Origin of the sequence: Vibrio rumoiensis, from assembly GCF_002218045.2 — a bacterium.
GTDB lineage: Bacteria > Pseudomonadota > Gammaproteobacteria > Enterobacterales > Vibrionaceae > Vibrio > Vibrio rumoiensis.
The window spans coordinates 1,748,317-1,768,644 of the sequence record NZ_AP018685.1 but is presented as its reverse complement, the minus strand read 5'-3'; the positions used below and the strand labels follow the sequence as shown (position 1 = coordinate 1,768,644).

At 40.5% G+C, this 20,328-nt stretch carries 18 protein-coding genes; 12 read left to right on the top strand and 6 right to left on the bottom strand.

The genetic code is table 11. From position 1 onward, the window contains the following. Positions 1-239 precede the first annotated feature (239 nt). The 5 genes from yfbV to VRUMOI_RS08125 all read left to right on the top strand — a co-directional run bounded on the left by yfbV (position 240) and on the right by VRUMOI_RS08125 (position 5,447). The gene (yfbV, locus tag VRUMOI_RS08145; protein ID WP_089140204.1) at positions 240-689 is read left to right on the top strand and encodes a terminus macrodomain insulation protein YfbV; all 450 of its coding nucleotides are present in this window, start codon (positions 240-242) and stop codon (positions 687-689) included. Between the two features lie 336 nt (positions 690-1,025). Next, complete coding sequence (locus tag VRUMOI_RS08140) at positions 1,026-1,994, top strand: ABC transporter substrate-binding protein (RefSeq protein WP_089140205.1); 969 nt, start codon at positions 1,026-1,028, stop codon at positions 1,992-1,994. Positions 1,995-2,123: 129 nt separating this feature from the next. Further along, a complete protein-coding gene (locus VRUMOI_RS08135) occupies positions 2,124-3,023 on the top strand; it encodes an ABC transporter permease (RefSeq protein WP_089140206.1) in 900 nt (299 codons plus the stop codon). Then, complete coding sequence (locus VRUMOI_RS08130; protein ID WP_089140207.1) at positions 3,020-3,814, top strand: ABC transporter ATP-binding protein; 795 nt, start codon at positions 3,020-3,022, stop codon at positions 3,812-3,814. Before VRUMOI_RS08135 ends, VRUMOI_RS08130 begins: the two co-directional genes overlap by 4 nt. A 160-nt stretch (positions 3,815-3,974) precedes the next feature. Next, positions 3,975-5,447 (top strand): sensor domain-containing diguanylate cyclase, encoded by a 1,473-nt coding sequence (locus tag VRUMOI_RS08125; RefSeq protein ID WP_089140208.1) that lies wholly within the window; start codon positions 3,975-3,977, stop codon positions 5,445-5,447. A 12-nt stretch (positions 5,448-5,459) separates the two neighbouring features. On the opposite strand, the gene dusC is transcribed toward VRUMOI_RS08125, so the two are convergent. Then, positions 5,460-6,398: a tRNA dihydrouridine(16) synthase DusC gene (dusC, locus tag VRUMOI_RS08120; RefSeq protein WP_089140209.1), complete on the bottom strand. Its 939-nt coding sequence runs from the start codon at positions 6,396-6,398 to the stop codon at positions 5,460-5,462. Between the two features lie 176 nt (positions 6,399-6,574). Between dusC and VRUMOI_RS08115 the strand changes: the two genes are divergently transcribed. Then, the gene (locus VRUMOI_RS08115; RefSeq protein ID WP_089140210.1) at positions 6,575-7,198 is read left to right on the top strand and encodes an SEC-C metal-binding domain-containing protein; all 624 of its coding nucleotides are present in this window, start codon (positions 6,575-6,577) and stop codon (positions 7,196-7,198) included. 33 nt (positions 7,199-7,231) lie between these two features. Here VRUMOI_RS08115 and dsbB read toward each other — a convergent pair whose 3' ends face one another. Then, positions 7,232-7,750, bottom strand: a complete 519-nt coding sequence (gene dsbB / locus VRUMOI_RS08110) for a disulfide bond formation protein DsbB (protein WP_089140211.1) — start codon at positions 7,748-7,750, stop codon at positions 7,232-7,234. A 184-nt stretch (positions 7,751-7,934) separates the two neighbouring features. Next, entirely contained in the window at positions 7,935-9,524 is a 1,590-nt protein-coding gene (gene nhaB / locus VRUMOI_RS08105) for a Na(+)/H(+) antiporter NhaB (RefSeq protein WP_089140212.1), read from the bottom strand. Positions 9,525-9,954: 430 nt separating this feature from the next. Here nhaB and fadR point away from each other — a divergent pair, with 430 nt between their 5' ends. After that, complete coding sequence (gene fadR / locus VRUMOI_RS08100; RefSeq protein ID WP_089140213.1) at positions 9,955-10,794, top strand: fatty acid metabolism transcriptional regulator FadR; 840 nt, start codon at positions 9,955-9,957, stop codon at positions 10,792-10,794. A gap of 56 nt (positions 10,795-10,850) precedes the next feature. Here the strand turns inward: fadR and VRUMOI_RS08095 are convergent, their stop codons facing one another. Beyond that, positions 10,851-11,675 carry a hypothetical protein gene (locus VRUMOI_RS08095; protein WP_089140214.1) on the bottom strand — a complete coding sequence of 275 codons (825 nt, stop codon included), beginning with the start codon at positions 11,673-11,675 and terminating at the stop codon, positions 10,851-10,853. A gap of 351 nt (positions 11,676-12,026) precedes the next feature. Here VRUMOI_RS08095 and VRUMOI_RS08090 point away from each other — a divergent pair, with 351 nt between their 5' ends. Beyond that, the gene (locus VRUMOI_RS08090) at positions 12,027-12,263 is read left to right on the top strand and encodes a hypothetical protein (protein ID WP_089140215.1); all 237 of its coding nucleotides are present in this window, start codon (positions 12,027-12,029) and stop codon (positions 12,261-12,263) included. Positions 12,264-12,298: 35 nt separating this feature from the next. Here the strand turns inward: VRUMOI_RS08090 and metG are convergent, their stop codons facing one another. Beyond that, positions 12,299-14,347 (bottom strand): methionine--tRNA ligase, encoded by a 2,049-nt coding sequence (metG, locus tag VRUMOI_RS08085; RefSeq protein ID WP_089140216.1) that lies wholly within the window; start codon positions 14,345-14,347, stop codon positions 12,299-12,301. A 286-nt stretch (positions 14,348-14,633) separates the two neighbouring features. Between metG and apbC the strand changes: the two genes are divergently transcribed. The 4 genes from apbC (at position 14,634) to VRUMOI_RS08065 (ending at position 19,510) form a co-directional block, all read left to right on the top strand. After that, a complete protein-coding gene (gene apbC, locus VRUMOI_RS08080) occupies positions 14,634-15,719 on the top strand; it encodes an iron-sulfur cluster carrier protein ApbC (protein WP_089140217.1) in 1,086 nt (361 codons plus the stop codon). Positions 15,720-15,959: 240 nt separating this feature from the next. Further along, on the top strand, positions 15,960-16,601 hold the full coding sequence (gene udk / locus VRUMOI_RS08075) for a uridine kinase (RefSeq protein ID WP_089140255.1): 642 nt from the start codon (positions 15,960-15,962) through the stop codon (positions 16,599-16,601). Between the two features lie 56 nt (positions 16,602-16,657). Next, complete coding sequence (dcd, locus tag VRUMOI_RS08070) at positions 16,658-17,239, top strand: dCTP deaminase (RefSeq protein ID WP_089140218.1); 582 nt, start codon at positions 16,658-16,660, stop codon at positions 17,237-17,239. 99 nt (positions 17,240-17,338) lie between these two features. After that, complete coding sequence (locus VRUMOI_RS08065) at positions 17,339-19,510, top strand: AsmA family protein (RefSeq protein ID WP_089140219.1); 2,172 nt, start codon at positions 17,339-17,341, stop codon at positions 19,508-19,510. 88 nt (positions 19,511-19,598) lie between these two features. Here VRUMOI_RS08065 and cobO read toward each other — a convergent pair whose 3' ends face one another. Further along, positions 19,599-20,198: a cob(I)yrinic acid a,c-diamide adenosyltransferase gene (cobO, locus tag VRUMOI_RS08060; protein ID WP_089140220.1), complete on the bottom strand. Its 600-nt coding sequence runs from the start codon at positions 20,196-20,198 to the stop codon at positions 19,599-19,601. Positions 20,199-20,328 lie beyond the last annotated feature (130 nt).

Sequence of the window (20,328 nt, the reverse complement as noted above, 5' to 3'; positions counted from 1 at the left end):
TTTAAAGATGCCTTACTTTTGAATGCTTGTTGGCATAAAAAATAAAGACGGTAAAATTGAGTTATGCGACACAATTCTCAGTTTGCTATGTAATCAAGCAACAGAGACTATTAAAGTGCGCAAAGGATAACGATTATATCCTAAGATAACAAAAAATTTTTAATGAATATTAACTTTAGTCAATTTTATTGCAGTTTTTGTTGATTTTTTGTTGCTTTATTTTAGTGGCGGGAGGACTTATGAGTCAAAAAGGTTTCATTCACCGTTTTAAAGATGGACAGCAATACATGGATCTTTGGCCGGTTCGTAAAGAGCTTGCGCCGATGTTTCCTGAACAACGCATAATAAAAGCAACCAAATTTGGCATTAAAGCCATGCCTGCGGTAGCGGCGATGAGTGTGCTATTGCAAATGAGCCTACAAAACTATGGTGCTATGCCACAAGCTATCGTCATCGCGTTGTTTGCTGTTAGCCTACCATTACAAGGAATCTGGTGGCTGGGCACGCGTTCCAATACTGTTTTACCACCGAGTTTGGCTAATTGGTATCGTGAGTTATATCAGAAGGTCGCGGAATCTGGCGCAGCCCAAGAACCAATCAAATCTAACCCGCGTTATAAAGAATTGGCTTCCATGCTTAAAAGAGCGTTTCGTCAACTTGATGAAAGCGCTTTAGAGCGTTGGTTTTAAACCTTAACCCTCCGGCTGTTCACAAAATCAAAGCCCTAATAATTAGTTATTAGGGCTTTGTTGTTATTTTGTTATCTGTTACTTCCTTTTATATAGATTAACTGGTAAGAATATATCTATTCCCTTCGTACTTGAAGGTGCAGCTTTGTTGACGGCGTTCATTCACCCCCTATCTTTTTATTAAAGAAAGTCATAGGCGAGCTACGCTCATGGGGCCTCATTCACTTGTCGCCTCACTGCATCTTCAATTACTTTGGGTATATGGCAGGAAGGAACTGTCTGGATATTTTAATAATAAATAAACACAACATTTTATTGCTGAATCAAGGAGTCAAGATGAAAGCAAAACAACTTTTCGCAACTGCAATTTTTGCCAGTGCGGCACTACTTACCACCACAGGTGCAATGGCTGAGACTTATAAAGTCTCCGTTTCACAAATCGTAGAACATCCTGCGCTTGATGCAGCACGTAATGGATTAATGGATGGTTTAAAAGCTAAGGGATACGAACAAGGCAAAAACCTTGAATTTGAATATCGTACGGCTCAAGGTAGCCCTGCGATTGCCTCTCAGATTGCCCGTCAATTTGTCGGTGAGGGCGCTGATGTATTAGTTGGGATTGCGACTCCTTCTGCTCAAGCATTAGCGGCTACCACCAAAAATATTCCTATTGTATTTACCGCAGTGACGGATCCGGTAGAAGCTAAGCTAGTTAAAAGCCTTGATAACCCATCAGGAAACATAACCGGACTTTCCGATCTTTCGCCAGTTGGGCAGCACATTGATCTCATGAAAGAGCTACTTCCTAATCTGAAGACCATTGGTGTCGTGTATAACCCTGGTGAAGCAAATGCGGTTGCATTGATTAACTTACTCAAAGCAGAAGCAAAAACGCGTAACGTTCAAATTGTCGAAAGTACAGCATTGAAAAGCGCTGACGTTCAATCGGCGACTCAAGCTATCGTTGCAAAATCGGATGTGATTTATGCGATGATTGATAACACGGTTGCGAGTGCTATTGATGGTATGGTTGCCGCGGCTAACCAAGCGAAAAAGCCAGTTTTTGCCGCTTCAACAACTTATATTGAAAGTGGCGCGGTAATTGGCCTTGGGGCAGATTATTATCAAGTCGGAGTACAAACGGCAGATTACGTTGCAGCCATTTTGGAAGGTAAAAAACCAAATGAGCTACCAGTCAAAGTCGCAAAGGCTTCTGATCTGATTATCAATCAACAATCTGCTGATAAATTAGGCATTGAGATCCCGCAATCTATTTTAGACCGCGCTCAAGTATTTAAAAAGTAAGAGTGTTGATAGAGCGAGTAAGCATCCGTTTACTCGCTTTGTACTATGTATTTTATTCTCCAAATTGAATTGGAGAATTTTATTATCGCTACTTTAATAGCGATAATATTAAGCAGCGAGGGAGTATGTATGTCTGCTTTTGCTTTTTATGGCGCTTTAGAACTTGGCTTGGTTTATGGCTTAGTTGCATTAGGTGTTTACCTGACCTTTCGAGTTTTAGACTTTCCTGATTTAACGGTTGATGGCAGTTTTCCTATGGGCGCAGCGGTTGCGGCGGCGGCATTGGTTTCCGGTGTTAATCCGTGGATTGCAACAGCAATGGCATTTCTTGTCGGAGGGATAAGTGGTTTAGTCACCGCTTTTCTTGCGGTACGTTGTGGGATATTGCACTTATTGGCGTCAATTTTGACGATGTTAGCGGCTTTTTCAATCAATATCCGCATCATGGGACGTCCTAATTTATCTTTACTCGGTGAAGAGACCATTTTTACGCCATTAGATTATCTTGGTGGTGCACTATTTATTCGTCCGCTAGCGGTTGCGATTATCGTGATTATTTCTGCGATGCTGATTATCCGTTTGCTTAATAGTGATTTTGGGCTTGCATTGCGTGCAACTGGTGTTAATGCACGCATGGTTTCCGCCCAAGGCGCGAGCACGGGTTTTTATACTTATTTTGGCTTGGCACTTTCAAATGGTTTAGTGGGATTTGCAGGGGCAGTTTTAGCTCAAACCAGTGGCTTTGCGGATGTCACATCTGGTGCTGGCACGATCGTCGTTGGCTTAGCGGCCGTCATTCTAGGTCAAACCTTGCTCCCGAGTCGTAAGATTTGGGTCGCTGTTGTTGCTGTGATTATTGGCTCAATTATTTACCGTATTGCTATTCAATTTGCGCTTAATACTGGCATGTTTGGTATGCAAGCATCGGACTTAAATTTAGTCACCGCGATTTTAGTTGCAATCGCATTGGTTGCACCGAAGATAAAAAACAACATGAAAGCAAAGCGTGCTGCGAAGGGGGCATTATGATTGAACTCAAAAATATTGAGGTGACATTTAACCCTGGTACGGTGCTTGAGAATAAGGCGTTAAGAAAAGTATCGCTGAATGTTCCTCAACACCAATTTTTGACGGTCATTGGCTCGAATGGTGCAGGTAAGTCTACATTACTCGGCGCAGTGACTGGAGAAACGCCAATGATTGGTGGCAGTGTCGTCATTGATAATGTCGATGTCACCAAACGCTCTGTCGATCAGCGAGCCAACATGTGTGCGCGAGTCTTTCAAGATCCATTAGCCGGCACTTGTGGCGATCTTACCATTGAAGAAAATATGGCGATTGCCTATATGCGTGGTAAGCGAAGAAGCTGGACAGTGGCACTCACGAGTCAGCGGCGTAAATTGTTCCAAGAGCGTATCAGTATCCTTGGTTTAGGGTTAGAAGATCGCTTGGGGGATAATATCGGATTACTATCAGGCGGGCAGCGTCAAGCGGTGAGCCTTATTATGGCGACGCTATCTGAAAGTAAACTCCTTTTGCTTGATGAGCATACTGCTGCACTCGATCCTCGCATGGCCGCTTTTGTGATTGATTTAACCAAAACGGTGATTAAAGAGTTTGATCTCACAGCAATGATGGTGACCCATTCGATGAAGGATGCTTTAGATTGTGGAGATAGAACCATCATGTTGCACCAAGGTGAAATTGTACTCGATGTTGAAAGTGATAAACGTCAAGGTATGCAAGTTGCTGATTTATTGGAAATGTTTAGCAGGGTGAGAGGAGAGGAATTGTCGGATGATAGCCTGTTACTTGGTTAAACTTACTTTTTAGATTATGTCTTAATGCCAGCTCAATAACGCCTTTTGCCTTCACTTTTAAGTCTTGGTTTTAGGCGTTTTTTCTTACAACAATCTCATTATAGTGTAAACTTGCAACCCATCGTTTCTATTCGTATTAGTCAAGGTTTCTTCATATTCAATGGTTTATCGCACACGCTTAACATTAAAAGTGGTTTTTTTCGTACCACTCATTCTCTCATTGACAATATTAGCGTTTATTATCACTGGCTATGCAAAGGGTTTAGGTGATGATCTGAACTCGGAATACAATAACATCACTAGAAACCTTGAACATTCAGTTAAGTTACTGAGTGGCATGAATTACAGCTTCTCGTTGTACTTTTCTGATGAAGAAAATCATCAGGTTATATCGCAACATCATGTCCAAAAGATTGGTGAGGATGGTTTGTGCGAATGGTCACCTTCTCAGCGTCAAATTCAATCCGCTTATCGTGCGGATGCCAGAAAAGTTTTACAGCTTGATTATGCCGCAAAAGGGTATGTACAGGCCTGTAATCCTGAATCAGAATTATACAAAGATATAGAGAGCAAATTGGTACTCGCGCCGAATTTTTCTTTTATCAATGGAATCGAAAATTACATCTTAGGCCTATATTACATATCACCGAAAGGGTACTTAATTGCTTCTCCTGCGTATTTAATTGAGGATATGCATCAGGATGCGGTAGGCATTGTTCAACAACGTGAATATTGGCAAGAAGCACAAAGTGGTATTAGTGCTCTGCGTATTAATGGTCCTGTGAAAGATATTTCCACAGGAAAAAATATCTTAATTATTTCAGCTGGCCTCTTTGATGAAAATGAATTTCGCGGTGTCGTAGTACTGGATGTTTTAGTCTCCAAGCTATATAGCGAGGGTTCTGCTGTCGGTGAAAGGGTTAAGTTTTTAAATTTGACTAATGCAACTCTTCCCGCGAATGCTTGGATGCCTAGTACGATCAGGATCGACGGGGTAAAAACCAATCAATTAATGTACTTTAATTGGCAATGGTCACACGAATTACATAGTTTTCTTGTCAATCGAATGGCCTCCCTTCTCATGCTATTTATTTTATATGTAGTGATGGTCATTGCTCTTCTGTATATAAAAATAACGAGCGAAAAACGACATTTTAAAGATTTATCACAACGTGATCCTTTGACCTCGCTGCTTAATCGAAGAGGGTTCGAAGTTGCTTATAAAAGTTTTGAACAGCAAAAATATGAAGGATTAGCTATTTTTGATATTGATGATTTCAAAAAGATCAATGATGCTTATGGCCATGATGTTGGCGATGATGTGATTTGTGCGGTAGCTAACTGTTTGAATCGTAATACTCGTGCAACCGATGTGGTCGCTCGTTTTGGGGGGGAAGAGTTTGTTGTGTACATGCAAGGTGTTAATGCCGATAAAATGATAGAGGCGATTCAACGCATTCAAACTGAAATTGGCTTATCTGCAACAAAAGTGATTGAGCAAGGCTATACCATTTCAGCTGGATTTACGATTCGCTTAACAAGTGACAATACCAGCTTGGAAGATCTGATAAAAGACGCAGATAATAAGCTTTATTCGGCTAAAAACTCGGGTAAGAATAAGGTGGTAATTTAACCGATTAAAAGCTTAAGGTTGAATAGAGCGAATATACTCCACAATAGGTTGGGCTTTATTAAATCGGCGGATATTTCGGAATAGGTCATCGGCTTGAGTGTACTCATGGCGTAGATACGAAAGCCATTGTTTGATTCTATTAGGATAGTACAGGCCTTTATCCCCCTCGATTTCAAACTCAGAGTAGTTGAGCATAAGATCCACCACTTGTTCCCATGGCATTGCGCTTTCATTGTATTTCACTACATTTCCCAAATTGGGTAGATTAAACGCACCTCGACATACCATTAAAGCGTCTGCTTTTGTTTGTTCAAGACAAGCTTGCCCATCTTGATAGCTCCAAATTTCGCCGTTGGCAATGACAGGTATTTGACTACGCTGTTTTATCTTCTCGATATATTCCCACTTAATCTCACTGGCTTTGTACCCTCCCATTTTCGTGCGCGCATGTACGGTAAGTTCATCTGCACCAGCTTGTTGTATTGCGTCGGCAATTTCAAAGCAATCTTGAGGGTCTTCCCAACCAAGACGAATCTTGGCTGAAACCACGATCTCACTAGGAACAGCTTGGCGACAGGCTTTTACGATTTGATAAATTAATTCAGGGTGTTGAAGTAGTGCTGCGCCGCCTTTACTTTTGTTGACCATTTTTGCTGGGCAACCAAAATTGAGGTCAATGCCTTGAGAGCCTAGTTCTACCGCACGAACTGCATTTTCGGCCATCCAGTCTGGGTTTTGGCCTAATAGCTGCAATCTAACAGGGGTTCCAGAACGAGTTTTTGAACCTTGAAATAGTTCTGGACACAAACGGGTGAAAACATGTTCTGGTAATAGTTGATCGACAACACGTACAAATTCCGTGACACAAAGATCGTAATCATTGAGATCTGTGAGTAATTCTCGCATTAAATGGTCAAGTACACCTTCCATCGGGCCAAGTACGACACGCATGGTTTTCTCCAGAACAATAAAATAATAGGGGCGAGATTGTAGAGTGTTCAGCTTCTATTGTCACTGGCTATAGGCGGTAATAATTCTCGGGGTTTAGGGAAGTTATTTGGCAGGTTTACGACAAGTGGTTAAACTACCCGGTAATTAAAACCATTAAGAATGGGAAAGAGCATTAAATGCAGTTAATTGAAAATATCAACTTAGAAAATACCGAATACACTCCAATGTTTATCGAGGGGGCAATACTTGCGGCGAATATGACACCGAAAGTTTTAGCGCCTGAAACTTGGATTGCGCCTTTAGTTGAACTGGATAAACCGCAAGCAGAAGCTTCGATGACTCATCATTTTCAACAACAATATGCGCGTTTAATGGCATGTGAGTATGATGTTGCTCAGCTTTTCGATACCGAGCACGGTCAGAACAGTGAGTTGGCTGATTTTGCTGAAGGATTTATGACCGTGTGGCCTGTCATTGAAAATGGTTGGAATGAGGTTGGAGAGCTTTCTGACGGTACGGTACGCATGTTGCAAGGTTTATTGACAACCTTGATGCTTGCTATTGATGAAGAGGCGACACAGCAGCAAATGATTGAGGCTGGTATCCAAGCGCCGCCGGCTTTATCTGATTTGCTACCTCAACTGAACCTGATGATTAGCGAAGTCGCAAAAGCGGCTGACGAAGCATTGCAGGGCAGCAAAGCTCAGAAGATCAACCCATATAAAGATATTGGTCGTAATGATCTTTGTGTATGTGGTAGTGGTAAAAAATTTAAGATTTGTTGCGGATCTAAACAGTAGAAAAGAATAGGGCAGCCTCAAGCTGCCCTATTTTTATTTTGATTTTATAAATTGCGATAATGTGACGATCGCGAGTGCGATTAAATTGCCGCAGAAAATAACGACCAGCCATTGTGGCATCGAGAGATCTAAGAATTGCCATACGATTTTAGAGCAATCCCCAGTAGGTTCAAACATCCAAGGGAACCATTGGTTGAGAGGCGCCCAGCTTGGGAATTTTGGGAAAATATCACAAGTAGCAAAAGGTGAAGGATTAAACTGATAACCCACATGCTCCAATGCTAATTGTAACCCTCTAAAGCTTGTGTATCCCCATGATATTAACCCAACCCAACGAAACCATTGGTTAGATGGTTTTATCAGCCCAATGATAGCGGAACCCGCGATACCTAGCATTGCTACTCGTTCATATACACACATAACACAAGGTGCCAGTAGCATGACGTGTTGGAAATATAAGGCGGAAAGTTCAAAAAACATTATAAAGGCAAGTAAAATCGCCCAGGATGTTCTTTTTTGAGAAAATGTATGAATAGAGAGTAACCAAGCCACGTAGACTTCCTTTTAATTAACGCTGATGCGTACAAGTAGAAAAATAATATTCTGCAGCATCAGAGTGTTAAATTAATGAATAGTTCAAAATTATGATGTGGGAATGGCTGCCTGTAAACAACAATTCCCAGTTTCGTTTAATCTATTCTATTCAGCAAAAGAAGCTTCTCTATGATGAATCGCCTTAATGCCCGATAATTGGACTCGCTTGTGTGGCAACTTCTATTGTTGAAGACGTAATCCAACCAAGATCGTTAAAATAAGCCGTCATCGGTTCTAGCAAGAATTGGATGCCTAAGTAGCCAACGACAGCGAGAACGATAGTGTACGGGAGTGCCATAATCACCATTCGCCCATAAGAGAGGCGGATTAAAGGTGCTAGTGCAGATGTTAATAAGAATAGAAATGCTGCTTGACCATTAGGGGTCGCAACTGAGGGTAAATTGGTACCTGTGTTAATTGCCACCGCAAGTAAATCAAATTGATCACGAGTAATGCTGCCATCGAGTAGGGCGCTTTTCACTTCATTAATATAAACCGTACCCACAAACACGTTATCCGAAACCATCGAGAGCAAGCCATTTGCTAGATAGAACATCGTAATTTGTTGATTACCCTCTAGCTCTAATACGGCATGAATGATCGGTTTAAATAAATGTTGATCGATAATAACGGCAACGATAGCAAAGAACACTGCCAGTAATGCAGTAAATGGTAGAGCCTCTTCGAATGCTTTACCTAATGAATGTTCTTCAGTAATGCCAGTAAAAGAGGTCGCCAATATAATTACCGATAGGCCAATGAGGCCAACTGCAGCTAGGTGGAATGCAAGACCCGCAATAAGCCAAACGGCGATAACTCCTTGCACATACAGCTTAGCAACATCTTGCTGTGTACGTTTTTGCTGCTGCTGATAATCAAACTCTAGTAGAATTTTACGCACATTATCTGGCAACTCTGCACCATAGCCAAAGACCTTAAATTTTTCCACAGCAACGCAAGTGAAAATACCGAAAAGGAAAACAGGGAAAGTAATTGGCGCCATGCGTAAAATAAATTCACCAAACGCCCAGCCTGCTTGGTCTGCAATGATCAAGTTTTGTGGTTCACCTACCATCGTCATCACACCACCTAATGCGGTACCTACACCCGCATGCATAAGCAGTGAACGTAAAAAAGCACGATAGTCTTCTAAATCATTACGGGTAATTTCAGGAATGAGTTCATCCGTCGTGTGGTCATGATGCGCTGAATCCGGATTAGAAACGACTTTGTGGTAAATAGCATAAAACCCAATGGCAACACTAATAATGACGGCAATAACGGTTAATGCATCTAAAAATGCAGATAAAAAGGCAGCAGTGACACAAAAAGAAACAGACAGCAAAATTTTGGAGCGGACACCGAGTAATATTTTAGTGAAGAGAAATAACAGCAACTGTTTCATGAAATAAATGCCAGCCACCATGAAAACTAAGAGTAGTAATACTTCGATATTGGCCGTCAGTTCATGTTTGATTTGTTCTGCTGTTGTCATCCCCATTGCGACGGCTTCAATCGCGAGTAAGCCACCTGGTTGTAATGGGTAGCATTTTAATGCCATGGCTAACGTGAAGATAAATTCAGCCACTAATAACCAACCCGCTGTAAAAGGATCAATAAAGAAAAATACGATGGGATTAATGATTAAAAAGGCCACAATGGTAACTTTGTACCAGTCTGGTGCCTTGCCAAGGAAGTTTTTAATGAAGGCGTTTCCTAAAGACATACTCATGAATTTACTCTTTGAACTCCGAAAGTTTGAACCTATGCACAGTATGCCGAGATTTTTATATCAATATGTGAAAATGGTCAAACTATTCAATAATTAACATTAAATCATCGTTGCAACGTTGATGGCTAATTGTAACCAGGTTACACGGTGTGCTTGGTTGTTGCTGGTTTTTATGTTTTTTGTGTGTAGATTGTTCTTGTGGGAAAGACAATACAGGCTGAGCTGAGATAGTAAACCTCTAAAATAAAATAAGTGGAACTGGGTTATATTTTTATGGGAAAAGTTGAATAAATCATAAGAGAGAACTCTCATTTTTAGGTGTTTTTGAGTGTGCTATCCCTTTTTCGTTATAGATTGTTTGTTTTCAGTCACTCAAAAGTAGTGGTATGATGAGTATAATTTCATTCCTAAAACTAGGTAAAGTGAATAAATGGTTATTAAGGCAAAGAGCCCTGCAGGATTTGCAGAAAAATATATTATTGAAAGTATCTGGAACGGACGTTTTCCTCCTGGCTCTATTTTGCCGGCAGAAAGAGAGCTGTCTGAACTTATCGGGGTAACTCGCACCACATTGCGTGAAGTTTTACAGAGATTGGCTCGTGACGGATGGTTGACTATTCAGCATGGCAAACCAACCAAAGTAAATAATTTCATGGAAACATCGAGTTTGCACATTCTCGATACATTAATGACGCTTGATACCGATAACGCAACGAGCATTGTAGAAGATTTATTAGCGGTTCGTACTAGCATAAGCCCTATTTTTATGCGTTATGCATTTAAATCGAACCCTGAAGCTTGCATTAAAACGTTGAATCGAGTGATTGGCTCATGTGAAACGCTTTTATCCCATGATTCATGGGAATCTTTTATCACAGAGTCACCTTACGCTGATAAGATTAAACAGTCTGTAAAAGAAGACAATGAGAAAGATATCGCGAAGCGTGATGATATTCTTGTGGCAAAGACTTTCAATTTTTACGATTACATGTTGTTCCAACGTTTGGCTTTTCACTCTGGAAATCAAATATACGGATTAATTTTTAATGGTATTAAAAAGTTATACGATCGCGTGGGTAGCTTTTATTTCTCGAACCCTGAATCAAGAAAGTTAGCGCTTCAATTCTATAAAGATTTACTGACATTATGTCAGCAAGGTCAACACCAAGAGCTGCCAAATTTGATCCGTCGTTATGGCATTGAAAGCGGACATATTTGGATGAAAATGAAGCAGAATCTCCCAAGTAATTTTACCGAAGATGATAGTTAATTAGTTATTAGATTTTTGCTTTCATACATACAACCTGCTGCTTAACCCAATAGGGGTTAGAGAGCAGGTTTTTTTTCGCCGAAGAAAAGTGCCTCAAGAGGGAGGTAAATTTCTTCACAAGTTTCAGATAATATTTGGTCATAGACATTAAAAATTAAATAAGAAGCTTCCAAAGAGAGTTGGTAGAGACGCTCTGGTTGTTCGACGACACTTTCTTCTAATTCCCATCGTTTTAATATTTGAATGACACCACTTTGATCATTATCAGTCATGGTTAGTGGGCAAATTAAAGAGAGTTGATTCATCCTTCTGCTTAACATGACAGCATGATGCCGGAACCTTTGCTGGCCAATCGTCGTGTCGATATCTTGTATGCTGATCCGAAATCGAGTTAGGCTCTCTAAAGTATCGAGAATTTTTTGCCATCTGCGATGATATTCTTCAGCAATATCATCGTGATGTGTATCAACTAGCCATTCGATCATGACTTCATCGGTTAAAAACATCATTTGCCGGATTAATTTACCGTGTTCTAATTGGTTCTTCGCGACATTAAATTCAGCCCAATTCAACAATATAGTTTGAGTTTTTTCATATAAAACACGAATTTCTGGACCCGTATCGGCACCAGCACTGACTCTCAGGTTTTGTAATATTTCAACGATAGAAAGGTTGGTTTGTTTCAATATTTGAACAGAGTAGGCTGACGCAGTTAAGTGTGCATGAGTAAGGGCTCGATGTTGGCGCGTAAAGTAGATCAGCTTACGCAGCTGGTTGATTAATCGATAGCGATATTGGTGACTTTTTTCTCGCATGATATTGAAATAAAACAAACTTGAAATAATACCTACGACAAGCAACAAACTGATTGCAATAAACATGAACGACCTCCTCTCACTCATATCAAACCCTTAAATATACAAGCAAAATTCGCACCAAGTCTGATGATCTCCATAGAAACATAATGATGTGACAAACATTGTTTAGATCTTATTTTGATAAATATATCAGTAAGCGGTTTTATTGATAAATATACCATGCGGTTATATCAATTCATTGATTATTAATGTGTTTATATTTTATTTTTAGTTGTTGTTTAATTTGTTAAGTGGCTATCCACGACCCATGTCTTAATTGGTCGATGTGTTATCAGTAGTGGTGGGTTGAGGGCGGATTCTGCTCCGTAAGGCAGGTATCGACATTATTATCAAAGTACATGGAGAGGCACATAAATGATGCTGAAAATTTATAAACATGCCCTTATTTGTGCATTGTTGCCACTTATGAGTGCACCTGCATGGAGTGTAGGGTATGATTTTTCTGTATTCATGGTCGGTGACTATATATGGATAAAAGATGAAACTGCATTACCTGTTGCTGGTGGTGCTGAATTTAATGATCATTCAGCTTTGGCATTGTCCGGCGGTATCGAATATAAATTCCAAAAAAAGGGCTTCTTAATATGTTAAGAAGCCCTATCTTTTTATTTGATATTAGGATGCGATTACATTACACGCATACCAGGTTGAGCGCCTTCATGGGGCTCTAAAATCCATAGATCTTTGCCACCAGGGCCAGCCGCTAAAATCATCCCTTCAGACATACCAAATTTCATTTTACGAGGTTTCAAGTTAGCGACCATAACCGTTAACTTACCTTCAAGCTCTTCAGGGGTATAAGCGGATTTGATACCAGAAAATACCTGACGAGTTTCGCCACCAATATCTAATTGAAATTTAAGTAACTTATTCGCTTTAGGCACTTCTTCACAAGAAATGATTTTGGCAATACGCATATCAATTTTAGCAAAATCATCAAACTCAATTTCTGCTTCAATCGGCTCTTTATCAAGCTCTGATTGTGCAGCAGATTCTGCTTGTTCTTTCGCTGCCATTTCTGCTGCTGCATCTTCTTTTGATGCTTCAATCATCGCTTCAACATGCTTTGGATCGATACGGTTAAATAAGGCTTTAAATTTCGTTACTTCATGCGCGGTAAGTGGCTTGGCCATGCTTTCCCATGTCAGAGTGTCATTTAAGAATGCTTCACTGCGCGCCGCCAGTTCTGGCATGACAGGTTTCAAGTAAGTCATGAGTACGCGGAATAAGTTAATACCGACTGTACAAATGTCTTGTAGCTCTTGGTCTTTGCCTTCTTGTTTAGCGATAACCCAAGGGGCTTTTTCATCAACGTATTGGTTGGCTTTATCAGCAAGTGCAGTCACTTCACGGATAGCGCGTCCAAACTCACGAGTTTCATAAAGTTCAGCAATACGATCGGCAGCATCAACAAACTCTTGATAAAGAGCCATTTCGGTGAAGTTATTAGATAACTTACCTTCAAAACGTTTGGTGATGAAACCTGCGTTACGAGAAGCTAGGTTAACAATTTTATTTACTACGTCTGAGTTTACGCGTTGCGTGAAGTCTTCTAGGTTTAAGTCCAGATCATCAATGCGGCTGTTTAGTTTCGCGGCATAGTAATAACGTAAGCATTCAGGATCTAGGTGTTTAAGGTAAGTGCTAGCCTTAACAAATGTGCCTTTAGATTTAGACATCTTAGCACCATTCACCGTGACATAGCCGTGCACAAATACGTTGTTCGGTTTACGGAAACCAGCGCCATCTAGCATCGCCGGCCAGAATAGGCTGTGGAAATAAACAATGTCTTTACCGATGAAGTGGTAAAGCTCTGCGGTGCTGTCTTGTTTCCAGTATTCATCGAAATCTAAATCAGAGCGTTTGTCACATAGATTTTTGAATGAACCCATGTAACCAATTGGAGCATCTAACCATACGTAGAAGAACTTGTTTTTCTCGCCAGGGATTTCAAAACCAAAATAAGGTGCATCACGAGAGATGTCCCATTGTTGCAAGCCGGATTCAAACCATTCTTGCATTTTATTAGCGGTTTCAGATTGTAGAGAGCCTGAACGCGTCCACTCTTTTAGCATGCTTTGGAATTGTGGCAAGTCGAAGAAGAAGTGCTCAGAGTCTTTCATGACTGGAGTGGCGCCAGAAACGGCTGATTTTGGATTGATAAGATCCGTTGGGCTATAAGTTTCGCCACATGCATCGCAGTTGTCGCCATATTGGTCTTCTGCTTTACATTTTGGACAAGTCCCTTTTACGAAACGGTCTGGTAAGAACATTTCTTTTTCAGGATCAAATAACTGAGAAATAGTACGGCTGGTGATGAAACCATTTTCTTTTAAACGAAGGTAAATCAGCGAGGCTAATTCTCGGTTTTCATCACTATGAGTGCTGTGGTAGTTATCAAAACTGATGTTGAAACCGGCGAAATCTTGCTCATGTTCCTTTTGAACTTCGGCAATCATATCTTCTGGCTTGATACCAAGTTGCTGAGCTTTCAGCATGATCGGCGTACCGTGCGCATCATCGGCACAGATAAAGTTAACGGTGTTTCCACGTAAGCGTTGATAGCGTACCCAGACATCCGCTTGAATGTGTTCAAGCATGTGGCCTAGGTGGATTGAACCATTCGCGTACGGAAGTGCGCAGGTTACCAAAATTTTTCTTGGGTCAGTTGCCATATTATATATTCGCTTCTTATTCTTGGAGTAGAGACAACGTATCGGCTGCATACTCTCTTTATTTGAAATAAACAGAGAAAATAAGTAAGAACCGGGTACATTATCATCATAAAACGTTGCTCTTGATTCTACCCGATACCCAACTAACTTCAAGAACGCATGAGCTTGATGAGCTTTTATTTTTTTATTTGATGCCTTTAGCTTGTTAAACCCTTATGAGTTGATGCTTTTTGTACTAGGGTGAAACTGGTAGGATGCAATTCACCTTATACGATAGAGAGGTTCTATGTCTGATTTTTCTTCTAACTTATCATGGTCAAAAAATGACTATTTGCAGCAACTAAATCAGTTTGAACATGATGCCTTGGTTGATGGTTGGCCCGATACGCCTAATTTGGTTCAATTTAGCAAAGATAGTGTTCAAATCGTCTTGCCTTTTTATTACCAAAATCTAAAAACAGAGCTTCAAGATTGGTGTGATTTACGCGCACAAGAAGACGCAAATTTTCCTACCACACAAGTCAGCGTGAAAGTGAAGCCTCTGCAAGCATCTAATGGAAAAGAGGTGAAAGGTGTTAAGAACATTATTGCGGTGACATCGGCAAAAGGTGGGGTAGGTAAATCGACGACGGCGGTTAATTTGGCCCTTGCACTACAAGCCTTAGGGGCAAAAGCCGGTTTATTAGATGCCGATATTTATGGTCCATCAGTGCCTTTAATGTTAGGTACTCAAGGCGAAAAACCTGGCGTTCGTGATAATAAATGGATGATCCCCGTGCTGGCCCATGGCCTGTATACCAACTCTATTGGGTATTTAATTGATGACCAAGATGCGGCTATTTGGCGTGGTCCGATGGCATCCAAAGCACTCTCTCAAATACTGAGTGAAACTCTTTGGCCAGATTTAGATTATCTGGTGATTGATATGCCGCCGGGGACAGGTGATATTCAACTTACCTTATCCCAGCAAGTACCAGTGACGACCGCATTAGTTGTGACCACACCACAAGACTTAGCTTTAGCTGATGCTCGTAAAGGGGTTGCAATGTTTGAAAAGGTTGATGTACCCGTTCTTGGTATCATTGAAAATATGAGTTACCACATTTGTTCACAATGTGGTCATCATGAAGCGATATTCGGACAAGGTGGCGCACAGCAGATGGCACAAGATGCCCAATTGCCATTATTGGCGCAAATTCCACTTCATATTGATTTAAGAACTGACATTGATAATGGTTGCCCGACCGTAGTGGCAAGGCCGGAGAGTGAGCATGCTCAAATCTACTTACAACTTGCCTCGAATATTTCGGCTAAATTGTTTTGGCAAAGTAAGCCGAAAGCAGAAAATATTATGTTTGTAGAGCTGAATTAATGTTCAATTTGACTGTGAAATAAGCATTTGAAATTCATCTGCTTATTTTTCGATCTTCACTCGCTTGAATACGGAATAAATTCAATTGGAAACTCGCACCTTGTCATCGTTTGGGTATATAATCTAGCGGTTTAAATATTCAATTCTCCAAGTCATCATATTTTTATGTTACTTAGGTAGGTTTGGGTATTCCTTGTCACTATTGAGCTTGGGTGCTTTTACATGTCAGAACAACAAAACATGCCTGAAAAAAACAAATGCGTCATTGTAGGAATTGCCGGCGCATCGGCTTCAGGGAAGAGCTTAATTGCAAGCACCATTTATAAGGAATTACGTGAAAAAGTAGGTGATCACCAGATTGGTGTGATTACTGAAGACTGTTACTACCGTGATCAAAGCCATTTGAGCATGGAAGAGCGAGTTAAAACGAACTACGACCATCCAAGTGCATTGGACCATGACTTATTATGTGAACAGCTAGAGAAGCTTGTTCAAGGGGAATCTGTTGAGATCCCTGAATACAGCTATTCTGAACATACTCGCACCAAAGAAACCACGTTAATGACACCGAAGAAAGTGATCATTTTAGAAGGGATTTTGCTATTAACAGAACCTCGCCTACGTAACTTAATGCATGCGTCAGTCTTTATGGACACACCGCTTGATATTTGTTTACTACGTCGTGTTAAACGTGATGTTGAGGAACGTGGTCGTACAATGGAATCGGTATTAAAACAATATCAAAAAACCGTTCGTCCTATGTTCATGCAGTTTATTGAACCATCAAAGCAACATGCTGATATTATCGTGCCTCGTGGCGGTAAGAATCGTATTGCTATTGATGTATTAAAAGCGCATATAGCAAAATTATTGAAGTCATAATCGTTAAGATGAAGTCCCGCCTTGCTATGTTCAAGGTGGTTTTAGGAGAAACGCCCGTGAGATTGTGTGATAGGGATATAAAGAAGTATTTAGCGGAAGGCAAAATAGCAATGTCTCCGCCACCATCAGAAGATAGTATTAGTGGTTTGACGGTTGATGTCCGTCTTGGACATCAGTTTCGTGTTTTTAATGATCACAGCGCACCTTATATTGATTTATCGGGCAAAAAAGATCAGGTCACGGCACAACTTGAAAAAGTAATGAGTGATGAGATTGAAATTGCTGATGATGGTGAATTTTACTTGCACCCTGGTCAATTAGCACTTGCAGTGACTTATGAATCGGTTGATTTGCCTGCCAATATTGTTGGTTGGTTAGATGGACGTTCTTCACTAGCACGTTTAGGGTTAATGGTGCATGTGACGGCTCACCGTATTGATCCAGGTTGGTCAGGGCGAATTGTACTGGAGTTTTATAATTCCGGACGATTACCATTAGCGCTTAAGCCTATGATGCCAATCGGTGCATTGAGCTTTGAGGTGTTATCGGGTGATGCTGAAAAACCTTATAATAAACGTGATAATGCGAAATATAAGAATCAACAAGGTGCGGTCGCTAGCCGTATCAATGAAGACTGAATATTGACTCAATCTTCACTACACTAAGTTAAGCGGATATAAAAAGTGGCAACCAATCTTGGGCGTATTGCCACTTTTTTCTTTTACTGAGGGCTCTCCATGAAAAAAGTACTTCTATTCCTTTCCGCGCCAATTGCCGCGGTTTTAATCGCCATTCTTGCGCTTGTCGTTTTTGTTAACCCAAACCAATTTAAGCCTCTTATTATTGAGCAAGCGAAAGCGCAGACGGGTTTTGACTTGACTATAGATGGTGATATCTCTTGGAGTTTCTTCCCACATCTCGGCTTTTCCATCGGAAAGACTCAAGTACTTAACCCTGCAACTGGGTTTAAGCAAGCACAAGTGGTTAAGTTTGATGAAGCAGCATTAGATATTTCGGTTCTGCCATTACTTGAAAAACGCCTGAATATTGGCAATGTAACTTTAAACGGAGCAGATATCTTTATTCAAAAATTGAAAAATGGCCGTTCAAACTTAGATATCGTCAAGCAATCAGCTGAAGATAATGCTTCACAACCAAAAGATGAAATAGCAGAGAAACCATCAACAGAGACCGCAAACCCTGCCAGCGAAAGCCCATGGAACGTGAGCTTGGAAGGGATTACGGTTAATAATGCGAAACTGGTGATGTTAGACCAAACGAGCAATTCTAATTTAACACTCTCTGATGTGAACTTCTCGTTATCGCAATTTAGTTTTGATGAGTGGAGTAAAGCGGAATTTAATATTACCGGTAAGCAAAATCAACAAAGTTTTTCTGCAGCAGGTAAAACAGAGTTTAAACTCTCTCAAGATCTTTCAGACTACCAATTACGCGGAACGGATATTGAAGCTCAGTTTAAAGATCCTTCAACGGATATTAAAAAAGCTCAATTTACTTTAGAGTCGTTTCAATTTAACTCTGTCAGCAAAATGGCATTAAGTGTTAATGGAACGGTATCTGGTATGAATATCGATATCAATCAATCTGCATCGATCATGCTAGATAAAGAAATGACACAAGTTAAAGTTCAGAATATGACGGTGATGGGTAAAGTCGATGGAAAAACACTTCCATTAAGTCCAATTACCATTGATATGAATTCAGATGTTCGCTTTGATTTAACTAAAAAGTATTTAGATGTAACGTTGAAAAAGTTAGGCGTTAACGAACTGGCTTTTGATGGCTCAGCGCAAGTCAGTTTAGCGCCAGCTATTCCTAAGATTGTGTTTGATTTACATAGCCCTGAAATTAATGTCGATGCACTGTTGAAACAAATGGAGCAACCAACATCATCTACAAAATCAGAGACAACGGCAAAAGCTTCTACATCTAAGACTAGCAAGACGGTATCCACACAAACAGAACCCGATTTAAGTGCGACCCGTACTTTAGATGTCACCGGTAAAGTGACCATTGATAAGCTGACGGCAAGTAATGCCAAAATGCAGAATGTGCAAACGCAATTTAAAGTCAACCGAGGCGTGATTGATCTACAAAAGTTTGCGGCTAATTTGTATAACGGTTCTGTAAGTGCGAATGCGAAAATTGACGCTCGTAAAGAGGTAGCAACTTATACCGTGCATAAAGAAGTGAAGGGTGTTCAGGTTCAACCATTGCTGAAAGATGTGGCGGATATGGACTTTGTTTCAGGTACTGGCAATATTAGCGCAGACTTAAAAGGTAAAAGCCTCATTGTAGATAAAGCAAAACAAAACTTGGCCGGGGTGGTGAAGATTAATTTTGCGGATGGTTCATTCTATGGCGTCAATGTTGCACATGAAATTCGTTCGGTACAGGCGATTTTTAAAGGCCAAAAAGCTGAAAAAGACACGGTTAAGAAAACTGATTTTAGCGCAGTGACAGCGACTATGAACCTGTCAAAAGGAGTGATGACGACCAATGACTTATCTGCTCAATCTCCTTTACTGCGAATTTTAGGTAAAGGGCAGGCAAATTATGTTAATGAAACAGTAGACTTTTTAGTGAAAACATCATTGGTTGGGACGTTAAAAGGCCAAGGTGGTAAGAACACGGAAGAGTTGAAAGACATTACTTTGCCGATTAGCATCAAGGGGACTTGGGCAGAGCCTAAGATACGCCCAGATCTCAATTCTGCGCTCGATGAGCAAACAAAACAGAAAGCGAAAGCTGAAATTGAACGAGCAAAAGAAAAAGCTCAAAAAGAAGTTGATCGCGGATTGGATAAATTACTTGGTGATAAAGATTCCGAGAAAAAGGATGATGTTAAAAAAGCGGCTGGTGATTTACTTAATGGGTTATTTAAGTAATTTAACCTTATATTAAGCTTGAAATAGAAATGCCACTTCAGAAACGAAGTGGCATTTTTTATATGATATTTTTAATATTGGATTTTGATCACCAATCTACGCCTTTACGCGCTTTAATGCCGGCCTCAAAAGCATGCTTGATGCTTCGTACTTCAGATACGGTGTCAGCAAGTTCTATCAAGCTTCTATGAGCCGCACGGCCTGTAAGGATAACCGATTGCTCTTTGGGTCTATTTTCAAGTGCCTGTATTAGTTCATCCAAATCAATATAGCCATAGGTGACCATATAGGTGATTTCATCTAATAAAACTACATCGATACGCTCATCAGATAACATTTTCTGACATGCTTTCCATACCTGCTGTGCTGCTAACGTATCTTTTTGTTTGTCCTGAGTTTCCCAAGTGAATCCCGTCGCCATGACATGGAATGGAACCCCTAAAGATTCTAATAAATTTTTCTCTCCATTATCCCATGTTCCTTTAATAAACTGAGCTACTGCACATTTTTGACCGTGCCCAACGGCTCTCGCGATGGTGCCAAATCCTGAAGTGGTTTTACCTTTACCATTTCCAGTTATTACGATCATTAAGCCTTTTTCTTGTTGTGCAGCTTCAATACGTTGGTCTACTTCTTGTTTTATTTTTTGTTGGCGCTGCTGGTGCTTATCTTGTTTATGTTCAGACATTATATCGTTCCATGAAGGGAGAGATGAATGTGGATAGTAGCGAATTTATTCGACTGAAAAAACCATAGTTTTACAGGGGGATACTGCAAGTGTGAAAGTTAAAAAAGCCCAACACTATGGTTGGGCTCAT